Raw genomic sequence first — 17,834 nt, forward strand, 5'->3', positions numbered from 1 at the left:
AATAGGGCGGACCTTTCACTATCGCTATACGACTGGGTAATACGTTTGAACGCATTCCATAACGCGCCATAGCCGCAGCTTTGCTTGCCACCGCAAAGTTGCTCTGGAACATGGCGCGACTTGGGCCGAATGCCTCGACACAGGTCTCGATATAGGGTTGCCAGGCATCAGCAAGGGTTTGAGAGCCTGGCGGGTCGGCTTCTATCGGAACTTGCTTCTAGCCTGCCATGAATCCGCCATCTACGACCATTTCGGTTCCGGTGACGTAGCGTGCTCGATCTGACATCAACCACACTGCCATCTCGGCGATTTCCTCGGGTTCGGCCAGGCGACGCATAGGCACGGACTCAAGCAAGGCATCGCCTCGTCGAGCAATGGATGACTTCACGAGCTCGGTGTTGGTGAAGCCAGGGCATAAGCTGTTGACCCGAATATTTGCTTGTGCGTACTCGATCGCAGCGGATCGGCTGAGCCCCACGATCGCATGCTTGGTTGCAGCATAGATTCCGGAACCGTTTCTTCCGACCATTGCGGTAACTGAAGAGGTGTTTACTATTGTGCCGCCGCCTTGCTCGACCATCTGCGCAAGCTCAGCGCGCATCGATAACCAGGTTCCTCGGAAGTTGACACCGACGACACGGTCGAACGCTTCGATCGACGCCTCTCCGACCTTCATTCCTTCGGCACCGCATTGCCACTGGGTCACGCCGGCATTGTTCAGTGCATGATCAAGTCGGCCATAATGGGCGACGGTGTCTGCGACCATCGCATCAACTTCATCGGGACTTGCGATATCTACTTTGATGGCAATTGCTTTGCCGCCCGCCTGGGTGATCTGGAGGGCGGTGCTCTTGGCATTTTCCATGTTGATATCGGCTACCGACAGCAAGGCTCCTTCTCTGGCCGCGGTGAAGGCCGCGGCCCTTCCGATTCCTGCGCCTGCGCCAACGATCAATACGACTTGATCTGTGAGGAGGGGCTCGGCATGGTTTATCTTGAGACTCATATCACCACTCCACGGGTAGCGCATTTACGCCGTAAACAATGCTCTCGGAACGAAACTCAAGCTCTTCCAACGGAACCGCAAGACGCAAATTGGGGAAGCGCTGGAAAAGTTTGGTGAAGACGGTTTGTAGCTCGAGTCTTGCCAGGAATTGGCCCAGGCATTGATGAATACCATAACTGAACGCGACGTGATGGCGCGCGTCACGATTAATGTCGAACGCGTCTGGATCGGGGAATGCTTCGGGGTCCCGGTTTGCTGCGCCGAGCATGCATAAGACGCCATGCCCCTGAGGAATGTGTGTATCTTTTATTTCGATGTCTTGCAGCGCAGCGCGCACACCGCTGAGGTGGGTCGGGGTGTGAAAACGAAGCATCTCTTCGACAGCGCCCGGCACCAATTCGGGATTTGCCACCAGGGCGTCTTTTTGTTCTGGATTCAGTAGCAGAGAAAGGGTGCCTAGCGCGATCATGCTGCCGGTGGTCTCGTGGCCTGCCTCGAGTAACAGCTGTAAAGTGCCTAGACATTGCTTGTGACTCATGTGGCTGGGAATGACATGGTCTCGAAGTAGACGGCAGATCAGGTCGCTTCCAGAATCCGCGATTCGCTTTTTCTCGTTGACAAGATTCTCAAGGTAATCTTGAATTTCATTGCTCGCCTGTATTGCTTCCTCTGCAGGGAGGGCCATGTTCGACTTCCTTTTTCGTCGGTCCTGGAAGAACTCGGCATCGTCGAACGGGATGCCTAGGATATGTGCGATGACCGCACTTGGAACCTGAAGGCCGAAGCTCTTCACCAAGTCGGACGGGCTGCCCGTGTCTGCGAATTTCTCGAGCAGCTCGTCTATCGTGTTCTCGATAAACGGCTTCAGTTTTTGAATGCTCGCGTGCGAGAACTCTCGGGTCAGCATTCTACGAAAGCGACCGTGGTCTTCGGCGCCCATGCGCAGAATCGGATAGGTCTCGGGATCCTCGCTGAGCAGTAGCGATCGACGGAATCCCGACACCATCGGATAGCCGGGGTCCGTAGGTTTGTTGGACATGCTCGGCTGGCCGAGTAATGCTCTGACATCGTCATAACGGGTTATCAGCCATGCAGGCGAGTCATCGTAAAGCGATGTCCGGACAATTGGATTGCTTTCACGCAAGAGTTCGTATTCGACCGGAGGCGCCAGGGGACGCCGCTTCATTGGGAAGGATAATGTTGTGTTATCTGGCGAGCCGTCGCCATGAAAAGGGCAGGTAGGTTTAGGTTGGCTCATGGTTCTGAACTCCGGGACTGGTCACTTGCTGACGCGTGTGAAACGGATTGGCCCGTGCTGGGCGGTAGCATTTCAGGTGTAAAGGGCGAGGACGCTGCGAGGATTTTTCGTGCGGCCATATGGTCAGACGGTCTTCCAATTGATTCCACGGATACGAGCTGGTTATTCTTGAATCCATAAATGGAAAATCGGTTTGCCGGCACGTCTCCCCGGGTTTCGAATTTCTCCGCCCTGGAGGGGAGGCCAACGATCTGAAGTCGTACACCTTGGTCGCTCCAGAACCAGGGTGTCGCCAGATATCCGGAATGGTCAGTCTTTCCAGTTAAATGGCCGGCCAAGAATTTCGCCTGGTCGATGGCATTTTGTACCGACTCGATGCGATGATAGGTATCGAACGACGATGGGAATAATGCGCAGTCGCCCAGCGCGTAAACCGAAGGATCGGAGGCTTGAAGTTGGCTATTGACGACAATGCCGTTGTCCACAGTCAGGCCCGCGCTGGTAGCCAGCTCTGTGTTGGGGACGACGCCAATGCACGCCACAATGAATTCAGAAGAAACGGTCTCGCCAGACTCCAGTTCAATCGACGTATAGCCGGCCTCTGTGCGTACACCGTTAATACCCTGACCGCAGATAATTCGAATGCCCGCGGCGGCATGTAAGTCGTGCATGGCCCGCGAGACGGCGTCTGATGATGTTCTGGCTAGAACTCTGTCCGCCTTCTCTATGACCGTAACCTCAATCCCTTTTTCTCGAATGGAATGGGCTACCTCGAGCCCGAGGAATCCTGCGCCGATGATCGTGACGGAATTCGCGCACTCGACCCTGGTTTTTAGGGCCTGCGCATCGTGCAAGGTCCTCAAATAGTAAATCTCGGTTTCCGAGCCTCGGGGCAGTAAATGCCTGTTGCGCGCACCCGTCGCGAATACGAGCTTGTCGTAATGGATGGTCCGGCCATTGCATAACACAACGCTTTTATCTTGTCGGTTGACTTTGACTGCATGGGTATCCAGCAGTGGTTGAATGCCTCGTAAGTCGTAGTGCCGTAAATCGCGGATGGACAGGTTCTGTTCTTTGATGCTTCCGGCCAAATAGGCCTTGGAGAGTGGCGGGCGGTGATACGGAGCGATCTTCTCGTCGCATACCAACGTGATGGACCCGGCGAATTTCTCTTCGCGTAGAGATTGAGTCAATTGGGAGCCTGCAAGGCCGCCGCCCAGAACAAGCACGTCTGTACTGGCTATGAAATTTACATCACTCATTTTCGTGGATGGTAATTGCGCAGGTTGGACAAAGACCAGCCGCCTCTTTGGCGGCGTCGAAACGTTCAGCCGATGGACTGCTTACCAAAAGAACCACCAGGCCGTCGTCTTCGTTTTGTGTGAACAGGTCGGAGGCGGCGGCGACACAGTGGCCCGCGCCGATGCATTTGTTGGGGTCGATCTCGATTTTCATTAATGATCTCCGTTGGTGAAAGCGCCAGCGTCGTAGGCGTTGCCGGCGAGATATTTATGAATGCCATAAATCATTTTTGTATATTAGAATTGTGGACGGCTGCTGTCAATGCGTTTTATTGCGCGGCGAAACTCTCAAGTGATGACGAAGGGCTTGCCTTCATGAATATTCAGGCGTAGGATTCAATTTCCTATAAATGGCATAAGTTTCAACAAATGAAACTAAATAAACGGGGGGAGACACCATGAGCAACACACGAAACCTGACTAAGGGAATGACGCGCAGAACCATGCTCGCGTCGATGGCCGGCATGGCCGCCATGGCGGCGGTGCCCTCAGTACGGGCCGAGTCGACCTGGAAGCCTAAGGGGCCAATCCGATTAATCGTCGCCTTCACTCCGGGCGGCGGTTCCGATTCTTTGGGGCGATTGGTCGCCGCCGGCATGAGCGAGCGTCTTGGGCAACCTGTCGTGGTAGAGAACAAGCCAGGCGGCACAGGGGTTATTGCAAACCGATACGTCTATTCGGGTCCGGCAGACGGTTCGTTACTGCTTCTGGGCGTCGCTGACACTGTCAGTCTTTTTCCGCACATTGCCAAAAACAGCGTGGACGTAACGAAGTTCGTTCCCATCTATCCCGTCGGAACGTCCGTGTACGCTTTAGTCGGCCGGCCGGACCTGCCGGCTCAGGACTTAAAAGAGTTGATGGGATTGATGAAGGAGCAGCAGCTTACATGTGCGAATCCCGGTGTGGGGGCAAGCCCACACCTTATGGCCATTGCCTTCGGTAACCTGGCTCAGGGTAAAGGGCTGTTGCATGTTCCGTTTTCCGGAACGTCTCCGGTCATGATGTCAGTGCTCGGCAAGCAGGTCGATATGGCATTTGTCGGCGTAAGCGGAATGGCCGAGTATATCGGTAAGGTCAAGTTCTTCGGCACGACGGGCGAGCAGCGGATGGAAAGCCTTCCTGACGTCCCTACTTTCGTCGAGCAAGGTGTGCCGCTAACAGGGGAGGTCTGGCGTGCGGTGTTGGCGCCTCCGGGGTTGCCCGAAAATATAGCGAACGCCCTATATCAGGTCGTGCACGACGTTGTTTCGAGCGACAGCTATAAAGCGCAGTTAAAGTCATTGGGCATAGACCTGCCTAAACCCACAACTCCGCCTGAATTCAAGAAGTATTATCTTGACGAATACGAGCGATGGGGGACTGTAATACGGGGTGCCAATTTAACGGCGAGTTAGTTGCCTCGGTTCAGGGCTTCTTGGCGGGACGGTTCGATTTGATAACCTAATTGCTTAGAGCAACGATTCGCGGTGTCGCGTAGCATTGATGCAAGCGGACTGTCCCAACGATAATCGAAGCTTTCTTTGTATCCCAGAATCGTCATGCTGAGTGCAAGCGCGCCGTTGGCGTCGAATACCGGCGCACAGAAAGAGGCCATCCCCTCTATGTGTTGCCCGTATGACCGCGACATGCCGCGTTTGCGTACTTCCTCGACGGTCTCGCCGGGAGTTTTTTTTCCGCTGCTGCCTACAGGGGTGCTGGCAACATACTTTCGAATGACCTCTGGTGGCATGAACGCTGCGAAAATTCTACCGGTTGCCGAATGATAAAGCGGATATACGGATCCCAGTCCGACGTTGACCATTACCGGGTTGGTGGGCTGGTTCCAGCGGACGACAGTGGGTCCGAAGCTTCCCCATACGCAGATCGACACCGTACAGCCCGTTTCGGCGGATAGGATTCGCGCCTCTTTACTGGCTATTTCGATAGGTTCCAATGTCGCGAGGCACGCAAGACTGAACTCCAGCGCCACTGGCCCTAAACCGTACAGCCCCGTCTCGAGGTCTTGAGTCACAAAGCCGGCCCGTACGAAGCTCACGAGGTAGCGATGGGCCTTGGCTGGGGAAATGCCAACTCTAGCGGCGACTTCCGTTAGTTTCATGGCGCGGCGATTTTTTGCCAGTAAAAGGACGAGTTCCAGACCATTTTCAACAGATTGAACGCCAGCCTGGACTCGAGGTTTGCTCTTCATGGATTCGGTTTGTGTCATAGGGAGGGACTACGCTTGGCTTTACTTAATCGTGGTCAGGAACTTGGCGGCATTTTCACGAACTATAGCAGTTCAAGCATTGGGGCAGATGCGTGCGGCCGCTACGGTCACCACGGCCGTAGTGGCCCGAATACGGAAGCAGAACGCGGTCATGACCACTGAGAACTATCGTCTATTTTGATGAGCGAAATCGATTCCGAAAATGTTGACAGTGAAACCGGTTCTCGCTAGAGTCAAGTTCGAACCGCACGGACGACAGCAAAAAAACAGAAGTGGTTCCGACAGGTGAGACTTATGTGGACTCAGATATTAATTTAACAGTAAGGCCGCCGTTATGAATCAGGAGAAAAACATTGACTGATAGCCCCTTGATGTGACGACGCTCAGGCTAGCGCGCTATGTCGCTGCCTTCGATTTGCGCAAACGGCTCGTTATATGCTGATACGGCGCATGCGGCTGCGTCAATCAAACGGCGTCGACACTCATGCAAACTACGCTCGTCGAACTGCGATAAGGCTCAGATGGGCCAAGCTATTTCGCTGGCGCTGGCGCCAAATCTGCACGTATACAACGTACGCAAGGGTGCGCTGTTTACGTGGAAGGGTTGCGCTGGCCCGAACGGTGCGCGCAACGGCGTCTTCGCAGCTTTGCTAGCGCAACAGGGCGTCAGCGGGCCCTCCGCTGTGATCGAGGGACAGGGCGGCCTATTCGATGTTGTAGGATCGTTCGACTGGCAGGTCGGCGAGCGTAGTATGCCCCGCATCGTCGACACGCATCTGAAACTCCATCCGGTTTGCTACCACGGCCAATGCGCGATGGACGCAGTGGTCGATATGCGACGACAAGTTTCCGTCGATGAAATCGAGGAAATTCATGTGGAGACTTATGATGCGGCCTATCAGATGATGGGTGCCGACCCACAGCGCCGGGCACCCACCACACGCGAAACCGCAGACCACAGTCTCCCATATACGATCGCCGTGGCGATGCTGGAAGGGAGACTCTCGTCCGCCGCCTATGCCGATTCTCGCCTTACTGTACCTGCCACGGTGCAGTTGATGCAGAAGGTTCGGATTACCAACTCAGAAGAATTGACTCGGCAGTTCCCGAGCAAGTTACTCACCCGCGTGACTATCCGGAGCCGCAATGGCGCGTCGATCTGTCGCTCGCCGGATTATCCGAGAGGGCACGCATTGAATCCCTTGTCGGACACCGAGCTGGAGGTCAAGTTCATCGACGCGTATGAGAGCTGGCGGGGCCCGACAGGTGCGGCGACAGCGTTGGAAGTGCTCTGGACATCGGACCGCCTCTCGAAGGTCCACAGCATAGTAGATGCGCTGTGCCTTGACGATGCGTCTAGGAACTCGTCGAGCATGGCAGAAGGTAATGTGCGATGAGCCCTCGAAGGGCTCTGCGACGATGCGGCCTCTTTCGTTATCGCTGCACGGCGCTCAAGCGGTAGAAGTTGGACGCTGTTCCGTGAAACAGCGCGGATCGTTCACTATCGCTATACGACTGGGTAATACGTTTGAACGCGTTCCATAGCGCGCCATAGCCGCAGCTTTGCTTGTCCACCGGAAAGTTGCTCTCGAACATGGCGCGACTTGGGCCGAATGCCTCGACACAGGTCTCGATATAGGGTTGCCAGGCCTTCGCGAGGGTTTGAGAGTCTGGCGGGTCGGCTTCGTGATGAAAGCGCCAGCCGCCATATAACATTCCCAGGCCGCCAAGCTTTACGCTTAAATTAGGAAACTGCGCGAGCGTGCGAATATGCTTGCGCCAGATATCAAACACAGCGCTGCGGTCCGTGTGTGGCGCGACTCCAAGAATTCCGCCACAGTGGTTCAGCACCACTGGGGTATCGGGAAACGTGCGTAGCAGATCAGCCAGTTCGGGCAACTGGGGATGGAATATCCAGGCATCAAAAGACAGATTCAGCTTCGAAAGTTGTGCAAAGCCTTGACGGAAGTCGGGCGACGACAATAGGTGTCTTGGCCCGAATGTGCGGCCGGCGCCCGCTCGGCCAGCGTCCCAGGTGGTTCCGTGTCGGACGCCCTTGAAATAACTGTCGCCGGCCTGGATTGAAGCCTCGAGCACGGGCAAGACGTCGTCGCCCAATGCCAGGTTAGCGTGACCAACGATGCCCTGACACAATCGGATTGGTCCGTCAGCAGTTTGGCGCGCTATGCTGGCGGCGAACTCAACTTCGCCCACGGGTCGCAAGTGCTCTGGGCCGTCTGTCCGGTAAGCGGCCGAGTGTTGTAAGTACACCGTAGCCACAACGTTGTGACCCGAGGCAATCTCGGCGCCAATTTCGGGGGTGAGATACCGCCCGCGTTCATCGTCGTACAAGTGGTGGTGTGCATCGATTATCGGAATTTCGGGTGCTAGTGGAACCTCGGAACGGCGTGATGTCCATTGCCGCAGTTCTTCGAGTCCTCGCGGCGTGTTACCGATGAATTCTTTGTCTGTACTCATGTGTTATTTCCAGCCATCACATTTACTGGCATGGCGTTTACTGGCACGCCTGCGCAAATTTTTACGCCTGTCCACTGTTCAGAAAGGCAAACAAGCTTCGTGAAATCGACGTTTTCCCCGAGCTGCGAAATCGCAATGCCATAGAGTAACCGTGCCGAGTCAAGCACTAAGGGGCTGATTCCTAACCGTGCCGCGTCGTCGCACACTAGCGTCAGTGCACGCAATGCCGTGCCAAGGCGTCTGCCATGGTTAAACCGGCGTGTCATGACTTGTTGTGGAAACAAGGTAGCGCTTGCCAGGGTGCGTCCTGTTTCGATTCCGAGAATCTGAGGCATGATCTCGGGCGCGAGGCCGGCACGTGCGCCAACGATATACGCTTCACATGCAACTGCCATCAGTACAGCGGCTATAGCCTCGTCTAACTGGCGCATTCGTTGAGCATCGCCGGGCCGTTCCGAAACATGGAATACTTGTTTCCCGAGCTTTTGGAGCAGCGGTAGGGCAGTGGCTACCTCGTCGCGAATTCCGCTGACGATTATCGACCCGGTGCCTTCTCCGATATCGTTGACTCGACCCGCTGCTGGCGCATCGACAAACCTCCATCCCAGAGCGCGCAGACAATGGCTCAGTTTTTCAGCCTTGTGTGCGGGTAACCAGCAAGTATTAATGATCAGTTCGCCTTCAGAACGCGGGGCACCCAAGGCGTCGCACAGCTCTGCCACGTCCGTGCCAGGCTCAACCACACGAATCTTGCAGTGTGCCGGCGTCAATGCTTCTGCCAATGTAGCGATCGAGACATCATCATCGCCCATAGCATTTAACCGGCTTGCCAATACGGCGCCATACTCTGGCTCGCAAAGGATTTGGCACTCTGGCGTCTTAGCGTCCGGCCCCGGGCTCAACGAGGCGTCGTGTGTGTCATCCATGTCGCGCACCTCTATGCCGGCCCAGGGCTCAAGGTAAGTAATTAATGAGCTGCCATCGCGATCGCCGCCCCCTTGCGATACCGCGAAGCGCCACAACTGCTGAACGGGTTTTGCAATCCACACGGGGACGTCCAGACGGTCTGCTTCTGCCACCATAAACGAAATGTCTTTGGCCGTGATGGCCATGCGCGCGCCATAGTTGAAGCGGCGCGGCAAGACAGATGGGCCGAATTTGTTTCGGCTTGCGTTCGTGCTGGCTTCGCCTGCATTGATGACTTGCAGCATCGTGCGCGGCCTTAGACCAGCCTTGGTTCCGACTATGAATGCTTCGCAAGACACTGCCATGCCCGAAGCGGAGTTCAGGTTGTTTAGCAGCTTGAGCGTTTGCGCTCGGCCGGACGCATCGCCCAGATAGAGTACCGTCGAGTTGGCGATCACAGCCAGTGCTGGATTGGCCACAGCGTATGCTTGAGCGGAGCCCGAGCACATCACTCCTAATTTACCGTTACCCGCGGTCGTGACATTGCCGGTGATTGGAGCGTCAAGATACATGACGCCGTAGGTGTCGAGCTTGGCACGGATTTCTCGTGCAAATGCCGGGCCGGTGGTGGATAGGTCAACCACTACATGAGCGCCTTCGCACCGCGCGATACCTGTAGCGCCCAGTAGTACGGCGCGCAGCGCTTCAAGTGAAGGCAGGCAGACAAAAATCAGCTTGGCCTGTTGAGCAACCGAGACCGGGTCCGGCGCCACGCGGGCGCCGGCCTGTTCGGCCGCGAGCACAGCTTCGACGTTCAGGTCATGAACCACTACGGCGTGGCCTTGACGCAGCAGGTGCCCGACGATGGGGCCGCCCATCGCTCCCAGCCCGATGAAACCAATGGGCTCGGCATAGTGTCGAGTCTCTAGACCGAACCCGGTCATAGTCGTATTCCTTTTCTATGGAGTTAAACGGGGTCAGTCGACCTTGGCGCCTGACTGCACGACAACTTCGGCCCATTTTTCGGTTTCTGCTTTCAGGAAGTTGCCGAAGTCCTGGGGGGAGGAAGGTACCGCGTCTGTGCCACTTGTTTCGAGTTGCTTTACAACCGCCGGTTTTTTCAGTGCTTCGGCTGTAGCGCGGTTCAACTTTTCTATGATTTCTGGCGGGGTACCGGTGGGTGCCAGCAAGCCCTGCCAGTTATTGACCTCGAATCCTTGGTAGCCCAATTCGGCAAACGTCGGCAAGTCGGGCATCGAGTCGACCCGCTTTGGGGATGTGGCGGCCAACATGCGGATTTTGCCGCTAGTGGCGTGCGGCAGTGCCGCAGGCGGAGTCAGCAGCACCATGTCGACATGCCCGCCCAACAGCGCCTGAGCCGATGGGGCCATGCCGGCGTAGGGTACGTGGGTTCCTTCTATGCCTGCGCGCGACAGAAACATCGCCATGCCCAAGTGAGCTCCTTGTCCAATGCCTGCCGACGCGTACGATAACGGCTCTTTGCGGCTCTTGGCATACTGTACGAGTTCGCCGAGCGTCTTCACTGGTAGATCGGATTTAACTGTAAGAAAAAAGTAGTTTGCCGTCAGTTGCGAGATTGGTGCGAAATCTTTTAGCGGATCGAACCTCAGATTTTTGTAGAGGCTCGAATTGACTGCGTGACTTGAGTTCGCCAACAGCAATGTATAACCGTCGGGTTTGGCACGCGCGACCTCACTGGCGGCTATGTTGCCGGCCGCGCCGGGTCGATTCTCGACAATCACGGGCTGCCCGACCATGCCTTGAAGGTTATCAGCAAGTAAGCGCGCAATCATGTCTGCCCCGCCACCAGGCGGCACACCGACGATCAGTCGTATTGGTCTTTCGGGATAGCTTGCCGGCTGTGCGATGGCACAGGTGGTCGCGGCGGCAAGACCAAATATACAGAGGCGCGTCAGGCGCCGTATAGGTTTCAACATACTGGAGTCTCCTGCCATTTGAGGCGGTTCTATAAGTGGACCTTTGGATACGGTTTTACGCTCGCGCCTCGATCCGGTACTGTGAGCGCTGCTTGAACGAAATTCTACCCACCGCATCACTAGATGTCAATTTTTCGGAATTAGTTTTGATCATTGAAATCTATGCGGTTGAGTTCATGCGGCAACGTGTTTGCTCTGCAATGGTGAAACGCTCCGGAGTTACCAGTTCTCGGTACAGATGCAGACAGCGGCGAATCTTCAATGGCAGCTGCCGTTTCAAAGCAGAATTGCAGTAGCACTGCTTCTATTTTCGTTTCGATGGATGAAATGTGTGCCGTTTTTGCTTGATGGCTGCTATGATAGGACCGTGTGTTTGTGTATCGCCGTTTCTATACCATGTAAATCAATGCATAGATTACGAATGAGGCAGTGAACACGCTAATGGACGGCGCGCGCCGCATTTTTCAGGCCTGCCGAATTGGACAGCACCAGAGCTGTTCGGTAGACGTCGGCGGTCCTTTCGAGTAGTTCCTCGATTCACGTCTCGTAAGTTTCATACACTAGAATGCATACTGTTCATCGGAATATGATTGTTATATGATGAAGACCTCGTTTTTCTTATCAATTTAAGGTTCTAGAAATGTTGCATTCAAATACGGTATTAGCAGAAAAACCAGCATGCACCTCTTACCCAGACATTGGTCTCTTCATCAATGGTCAATGGATTTATGATCGCGAGGTTTACCAGGAAGTCTTGAACCCCAGCGACGAAACGGTGCTGGGCGTCCTGCCGCGCGCTTCCGATGAGGACCTGGCAAGCGCGCTCGCCGCAGCCAGTCGCGGCTTCCAGGTCTGGCGTAATACGCCACCCGAAGTACGCGTCCAGGTAATCCGACGTGCCGCAGGCTTGCTGAGAGAGCGCGCCGAGCAAATCGCGCACATCATTACGCTTGAAAATGGTAAGCCGCTGGCCCAGGCAAAGGCCGAGGTTGAGCGTTCCGCCAACTTTTTCGATTGGGACACCGCCGAGCTTCTGCGCAACTATGGAACGATCGTTCCTTCCGAGCCGCAGATGCAAAAGCTTATTCTGCGACAGCCCATTGGCCCCGTCGCGGCGTTCACGCCCTGGAATGTCCCGCTCAGCTCCCCCGCACGCAAGACTAGCGCCGCTCTGTCGGCCGGCTGCTCCATCGTCCTCAAGGCGGCTGAAGAGACGCCCGGAGCGGCGTGTGCCCTTGTCCAGTGCTTCGTCGACGCGGGATTGCCGGCCGGTGTATTGAATCTGGTTTTTGGCGATCCTGCGCGCATCTCATCGCAGTTGATTTCATCGCCGGTGATCCGGATGGTGACTTTGACCGGGTCGGTCCAAGTTGGAAAAGTGTTGACCAAACTGGCTGCGGAGGCCATGAAGCCGGTCTTGATGGAGCTCGGTGGCCACGCGCCGGTACTCATCGGCGACGACGTCGATGCCGCCGACCTAGGCCGTATGGCAGCCACCGCAAAAACGCGGGTTACAGGTCAGATATGCGCCTCTCCTTCGCGTTTCATCGTGCACCAAAATGTATACGCCGATTTCGTATCGGCGTTTGCCAGTGCAATCAACGAGATCAAAGTAGGAGACGGTCTCGACCCTGCCACTCAAATGGGGCCTGTTGCCACGGCGCGGCGCCTTGCCGCAATGGAAGGATTCGTTCAGGACGCAAAATGCCGCGGCGCGCGAGTGGCGGCGGGGGGCTTTCGTGTCGGCACGCAAGGATACTTCTTCGCGCCTACTGTGCTGGCGGATGTACCGCTGGAGGCCGATGCAATGACCTCAGAGCCATTCGGCCCCTTGGCGGCATGTGTGTCGGTGGCCAGCCTGGATGAGGCCCTGGCGCTGTCCAATAGTTTGTCAGTCGGTTTGGCTGCTTACGCCTTTACCAACTCGTTGCACGACGCCGAGCGCATTAGCCGGGAGCTCGATTGCGGCGTGTTGTCCATTAACCATTTTGGCGCGCCGGGCGCAGATATGCCCTTTGGCGGAACCAAAGAAAGCGGTATTGGTCGCGAAGGAGGCTTGACGAGTCTCGACGCGTACACGGTATCGAAATCGGTGCTGCAGAAAACGGTTCGCGTCTGAGACGAGATGGGAAGCGAGCCCGCCGCCGCAGGTCTTTATTAAAAAACGCAGTTTCAGAGTACGCATACAAGTTGCAAGAGGAGTTTATTGTTATGTTAGCGTTGACGTTTCCCGGGGACCGACAAACCGAGTTTGTCGATTTTCCTGACCCGACGCCTGGCCCCGGCGAGGTGGTGATCGAAATGAAGGCATCGGGATTGTGCGGAAGCGACCTGCATTACTATCGCAGGCCGCAAGGCACGCCCATGAGCGGCAAGCACCAGTACCAGTCCGGACCGGTCATCGCCGGTCATGAACCCAGTGGAATTATTGCTGCTATTGGCGCTGGTGTACCGGAGTCGCTAGGCCGTATTGGTGATCGCGTCATGGTGCATCATTACTCGGGTTGCGCCACGTGCAACCACTGCCGCGTAGGGTGGCAGCAGCTCTGCCAGGAAGTGCCCAGTCGTACCTATGGCAACAATGATCATGGTTCACATGCTCCGTACTTCAAGGTGCCGGCCATGACTCTTGTGCCCCTGCCCGACGAGCTGTCATTCGCCGCCGGGGCCGCTATCTCGTGCGGTACGGGCACGGCGTACGGGGCATTGCGCCGCCTGGGACTCTTGGGCACTGAGACGATCGCGATATTTGGCCAGGGCCCCGTAGGCTTGGCGGGTACGCAATTGGCCAAAGCCATGGGTGCACGAGTGATCGCGCTTGATATCAGCGCGGATCGGCTCGCACGCGCCGCGGCCTTTGGGGCAGACCATGTCATCAATCCACTAGAAGAGGATGAGATCGACATTATCAAGCAACTTACGCACGGCCACGGCGCTGACGTCTCTTTGGATAGCTCTGGTTCGTCGCAAGGTCGGATTGCAGCCATACGTTGCCTGAGAACCTGGGGAAAGACGTGTTTCGTTGGCGAGGGGGGCGACGTAAAGATAGACGTCAGTTCAGATCTGTTGCGCCGTCAGGCGACTGTCATGGGGTCCTGGACGTTTTCGACGGTGATTCAGTCAGAGTGCGCTCGTTTCATCGCCGACAGAAAAGTGGATGTCGATGCCGTGTTTACGGACTATTGGCGTCTGGATCAGGCGGAAGAAGCCTACAAGCTCTTTGATACGCAAACAACCGGGAAGGCGGTTTTCCTGTTGTAAATAGCGACACTTGTACAGCCGGTGGCAGCCGCATTGAGCATTGTGAGGTGCCACCGTTAGTGATTGGAAGATTTATAAGATCTATGGAGACAAGGTTATGAAGACATTTTTATATGGGCTGGTGGGCCTTGCCCTCAATGTGACGAGCCCTGCTTGGGCGGACAGCTTTCCCTCGAAACAGATACGGGTGGTCGTACCGTCCGAGCCCGGTGGTGCACTGGACCTGGCGACACGGGTTGTAGTCGAAAAAATGAGCGAAAAGCTCGGTCAGCCGATCGTCGTCGAAAATCTCTCCGGCGCGAATTCGCTGATAGGTACGCGCGCCGTGAAAAGAGCACGGCCAGACGGTTATACCTTGCTGGCCCATACCAGTACTCTGACCGCCTTGCCGGCAATGCAAGCTGATCCAGGATTTGACTTGGCTCGGGACTTCATCGGGGTGGGGCCTATGCTGCGCGCGCCGAAGGTCATGATTGTCAGTGGTGAACAACAGTCGGCGAACCTCAAGGACTTTATCAGTCATGCCAAGGGGAGCACGCTTTCGTACGGTTCCGCCGGATCGGGAAGTACGCTTCATCTTAGTGCGGCCAGGTTCCTACGTGGCGAAAAATTGGATTCCATACACATTCCTTACAAGGGATCGGCGGCAGCAATGCCCGACGTGGCGGCGGGGCGTGTCTCGATGATGCTGTCCGGCTATGCAGGGGCCATCCCTTATATACAGTCGGGCAAACTGCGCGTCTTAGGTGTAACCAGCGATAGACGGCTGGCAGCCGCGCCTGACGTTCCGACTTTCAAAGAGCAAGGGGTGGATTTTTCTTATTACTACTGGGTGGGGCTGCTGGCGCCTACCGGTACTCCTGACACGGTGGTTCAGCGTCTTTCGGACGCGGTTCAGTATGCAACGCAGTCAGCTGAAGTGCGCGATCGTGTTCGCGCCGATGGCGGCGAGTTGTGGAATGCGTCGCCTGAAGAGTTCACGCGGTATATAAATAAGGAGGCAGCGGAAACCGCAGCGCTCGTAAGCGATCTGAAAATTGCAAAGCAATAGTCGAGCTTTTATACACCGCAAGGTAAGGTGACGCAGGGCGGGCCGAATACAACGGCCCGCCCTGTTAGGTCTGCAATCGTCAGATACGATTCAAAATACGTCCGCCGTCGACCAGTAACGAAACACCTGTAATAAACTGGGCTTCGTCCGACGCCAGAAACAGGGCGGCATTGGCAACGTCCCATCCGGTGCCCTGGCGCTTCAGGGGCACTTTGGCGACGCGTTCAGCCTCAACATCCTCTCTCGACAGGTTTCCGCGATTCATGCGAGTGTCCACCGCCATGGGGGTGGCGATGAGGCCAGGCAGAATAGAGTTCGCACGGATGCCATAGCGAGCATTCTGCAGTGCGAGCTGTTCTGTGAACGCGATGACGCCCGCTTTCGATGCTTTGTATGCTACGTAGGGATACAGTCCTGGCCCGGCCGCAGACGCGATATTTACAATTACGCCGGACTGCTGTTCACGCATAATGGCCACCGCATGTTTGCACGCAAAGACGATGCCGCGCAAATTGACCCGGCAAATGAAGTCAAACCGTTCTTCGTCGATCTCCATCAGGTCGGAGTCCCCGCCGCCGAGGCTTACGCCGACGTTATTGTGCAAAATATCGAGCGAGCCCCAGCGGCGCTTCGCCTCTGACATTGCCGCGTGCAAGGTTTGTTCGTTCGTCACGTCGGCCACGAATGCGGCGGCGTCGAATCCCTCGTCACGAATCAACGTTGCCGTTTCTTCCGCCGAGTCGATGTGGCGATCGACGACAAGCACCCGCGCGCCTTCCCGTGCGAACCGCATGGCGGCCGCGCGGCCGTTCCCTACCCCATGACCGGGGCTTTGGCCCGCTCCTATTACCACTGCCGTCTTGCCATCGAGCCGTTTACCTGCTGTCCAACCATCGTTTTCATCAGACGCTACCATCATGCTATCTCCATATTGACTGTTTACCGGGTGATCTTTACGTTGTCTTGACACAAACACAACACAGGCGCCATTGGAATCGTCTTGATGACCACCGATATCGTTGCGCTGTACTGCGAGGGGCGCCGTCGTGCTGGCGAACGCTTACTCTTCGTGTACCCGTATGATAGTATAATAGTTTCATCTAATAGTCATAGTTTCGTCAGTCGGAACAGTGTTTAGCAAATTGCATAAAAAAGGAAACGAAGATGGCTGATCTTGCGACAGTGTTGATTGGAGGGGACTGCGGTCCAGCCCACGGGCCAGACAGGGGGGTTCCCATAGAGCGCTATACCGAACTCGTGCTTCCGATTTTAAAGAACGCGGATATGCGTTTTGTGAACTGCATGCGCACCTATACAGACCGAACTAATGTTGAAACCTCGGCGCCGCAGGTGGCACAGCCGGTAATCATGGCTGACTTGTATACCAATGGCGGCTTCGACGGTGTGACCATGGCTAACAATCACACTTACGACTGCGGCCCAGAGGCGATGCTTGAAACGATATCTCTGTTCAATTCGCGGGGAATTCAAGTGACGGGCGCTGGCCGCAATCTGGCTGAAGCGCGCAAACCTGTGATTATCGAGAAAAACGACATCAAAGTGGCTTACCTTGGCTATACCTCGGTCGGCGCCGTGGGTAGCGACGCGGCGGAAGACAAGCCCGGCGTCAATAATATTCAGGTCCGCACGTCGTTCGAAGGCCACGGCCCGCACGCTCCTGTTCGCGTTCGCACAGAACCCGAGGCACAAGCGCTAGCTCGATTGGTCGAAGACATTAAACTTTTGCGCAGCCAGGTTGATGTCATTATTCTTGCGTTTCATTCTGGCGCGATACGACTTCCCCGCATCGTATCGGACTATCAGGTGACCGTAGCGCATGCGGCGATAGACGCCGGCGCCGACATGGTGGTCGGCCACGCACCCCACATACCCAAAGCGATCGAGGTCTATAAAGGAAAAGCGATTTTCTACAGCATTGGCGTCTTTGCGATGACCAAACCATTTGCCGCTCCGGCCTGGAGCGAACCGGCATGGGCACACGGATCCGTCAGAAACCATTTGGACTTGGATCCGGAATACCCATTTATGCCCTATGGTAAGGACTGCACCATAAGTCTTCTTGTCAAGGCGACCGTCGGGAAGGGCGGGATTCAGCAAGTTTCATTTCTGCCGATGCGGTTCGACAAGCTCTACCGACCAGAGGTGTTGCAGTCGGATGATCCCAGATTTTCGGAGGTCGTCGACTACATGGAGTGGGCTTCGGTCGATATGCCTCATAGTTTTGAAGTCGTGGGCGACGAAGTTGTGGTGACGTCGTAGTATGACGCCTTGGTAAACGCCGTAGCGAAACCGGGGCGCGATAGCCCCTTTTGTTTGTAAAGATTTACTAATGGGGCTTTTCGATGGATCTTGGAATTAGAGGGAAAGTAGCCTTGGTCACCGCGTCGA

General features: G+C 55.9%; 15 protein-coding genes. 6 read left to right on the top strand and 9 right to left on the bottom strand.

The window, feature by feature from the left end:
* Positions 1–217: 217 nt before the first annotated feature.
* From EKL30_RS05345 to EKL30_RS05360, 4 genes are read right to left on the bottom strand one after another with little or no spacing between them, the layout of a single operon-like run.
* Positions 218–1,006 carry an SDR family NAD(P)-dependent oxidoreductase gene (locus tag EKL30_RS05345; RefSeq protein WP_126706173.1) on the bottom strand — a complete coding sequence of 263 codons (789 nt, stop codon included), beginning with the start codon at positions 1,004–1,006 and terminating at the stop codon, positions 218–220.
* 1 nt (position 1,007) lies between these two features.
* The gene (locus tag EKL30_RS05350) at positions 1,008–2,264 is read right to left on the bottom strand and encodes a cytochrome P450 (protein ID WP_126706174.1); all 1,257 of its coding nucleotides are present in this window, start codon (positions 2,262–2,264) and stop codon (positions 1,008–1,010) included.
* Positions 2,261–3,526, bottom strand: coding sequence for an NAD(P)/FAD-dependent oxidoreductase (locus tag EKL30_RS05355; protein WP_126706175.1), 1,266 nt, complete (start codon positions 3,524–3,526; stop codon positions 2,261–2,263). The genes EKL30_RS05350 and EKL30_RS05355 overlap by 4 nt, the downstream gene beginning before the upstream one ends.
* Entirely contained in the window at positions 3,519–3,719 is a 201-nt protein-coding gene (locus EKL30_RS05360) for a ferredoxin (protein ID WP_126706176.1), read from the bottom strand. The genes EKL30_RS05355 and EKL30_RS05360 overlap by 8 nt, the downstream gene beginning before the upstream one ends.
* Positions 3,720–3,963: 244 nt before the next feature.
* On the opposite strand from EKL30_RS05360, the gene EKL30_RS05365 reads away from it, so the two are divergent.
* On the top strand, positions 3,964–4,959 hold the full coding sequence (locus EKL30_RS05365; protein ID WP_126706177.1) for a tripartite tricarboxylate transporter substrate binding protein: 996 nt from the start codon (positions 3,964–3,966) through the stop codon (positions 4,957–4,959).
* On the opposite strand, the gene EKL30_RS05370 is transcribed toward EKL30_RS05365, so the two are convergent.
* Positions 4,956–5,771 (bottom strand): IclR family transcriptional regulator, encoded by an 816-nt coding sequence (locus tag EKL30_RS05370; protein ID WP_126706178.1) that lies wholly within the window; start codon positions 5,769–5,771, stop codon positions 4,956–4,958. The two genes, EKL30_RS05365 and EKL30_RS05370, sit on opposite strands and share 4 nt — an antisense overlap.
* A gap of 398 nt (positions 5,772–6,169) precedes the next feature.
* Between EKL30_RS05370 and EKL30_RS05375 the strand changes: the two genes are divergently transcribed.
* The gene (locus tag EKL30_RS05375; RefSeq protein ID WP_126706179.1) at positions 6,170–7,168 is read left to right on the top strand and encodes an MmgE/PrpD family protein; all 999 of its coding nucleotides are present in this window, start codon (positions 6,170–6,172) and stop codon (positions 7,166–7,168) included.
* 37 nt (positions 7,169–7,205) lie between these two features.
* Here EKL30_RS05375 and EKL30_RS05380 read toward each other — a convergent pair whose 3' ends face one another.
* The 3 genes from EKL30_RS05380 to EKL30_RS05390 are packed head-to-tail and all read right to left on the bottom strand — an operon-like array spanning position 7,206 to position 11,113.
* Complete coding sequence (locus tag EKL30_RS05380; RefSeq protein WP_126706180.1) at positions 7,206–8,249, bottom strand: amidohydrolase; 1,044 nt, start codon at positions 8,247–8,249, stop codon at positions 7,206–7,208.
* Positions 8,246–10,099, bottom strand: a complete 1,854-nt coding sequence (locus tag EKL30_RS05385) for an NAD(P)-binding domain-containing protein (protein WP_126706181.1) — start codon at positions 10,097–10,099, stop codon at positions 8,246–8,248. The genes EKL30_RS05380 and EKL30_RS05385 overlap by 4 nt, the downstream gene beginning before the upstream one ends.
* A 33-nt stretch (positions 10,100–10,132) precedes the next feature.
* Positions 10,133–11,113, bottom strand: coding sequence for a tripartite tricarboxylate transporter substrate binding protein (locus tag EKL30_RS05390; protein ID WP_158618396.1), 981 nt, complete (start codon positions 11,111–11,113; stop codon positions 10,133–10,135).
* A 640-nt stretch (positions 11,114–11,753) separates the two neighbouring features.
* On the opposite strand from EKL30_RS05390, the gene EKL30_RS05395 reads away from it, so the two are divergent.
* From EKL30_RS05395 to EKL30_RS05405, 3 genes are all read left to right on the top strand, one after another.
* A complete protein-coding gene (locus tag EKL30_RS05395; protein ID WP_126706183.1) occupies positions 11,754–13,232 on the top strand; it encodes an NAD-dependent succinate-semialdehyde dehydrogenase in 1,479 nt (492 codons plus the stop codon).
* Between the two features lie 92 nt (positions 13,233–13,324).
* Positions 13,325–14,374 carry a zinc-binding dehydrogenase gene (locus EKL30_RS05400; RefSeq protein WP_126706184.1) on the top strand — a complete coding sequence of 350 codons (1,050 nt, stop codon included), beginning with the start codon at positions 13,325–13,327 and terminating at the stop codon, positions 14,372–14,374.
* A 97-nt stretch (positions 14,375–14,471) separates the two neighbouring features.
* Complete coding sequence (locus EKL30_RS05405) at positions 14,472–15,425, top strand: tripartite tricarboxylate transporter substrate binding protein (RefSeq protein WP_126706185.1); 954 nt, start codon at positions 14,472–14,474, stop codon at positions 15,423–15,425.
* Positions 15,426–15,504: 79 nt separating this feature from the next.
* On the opposite strand, the gene EKL30_RS05410 is transcribed toward EKL30_RS05405, so the two are convergent.
* The gene (locus EKL30_RS05410; RefSeq protein ID WP_233582823.1) at positions 15,505–16,344 is read right to left on the bottom strand and encodes an SDR family NAD(P)-dependent oxidoreductase; all 840 of its coding nucleotides are present in this window, start codon (positions 16,342–16,344) and stop codon (positions 15,505–15,507) included.
* A gap of 245 nt (positions 16,345–16,589) precedes the next feature.
* On the opposite strand from EKL30_RS05410, the gene EKL30_RS05415 reads away from it, so the two are divergent.
* Entirely contained in the window at positions 16,590–17,705 is a 1,116-nt protein-coding gene (locus EKL30_RS05415; RefSeq protein ID WP_126706186.1) for a CapA family protein, read from the top strand.
* Positions 17,706–17,834 lie beyond the last annotated feature (129 nt).

It is taken from the genome of Candidimonas sp. SYP-B2681 (assembly GCF_003971065.1).
Lineage (GTDB): Bacteria > Pseudomonadota > Gammaproteobacteria > Burkholderiales > Burkholderiaceae_B > Pollutimonas.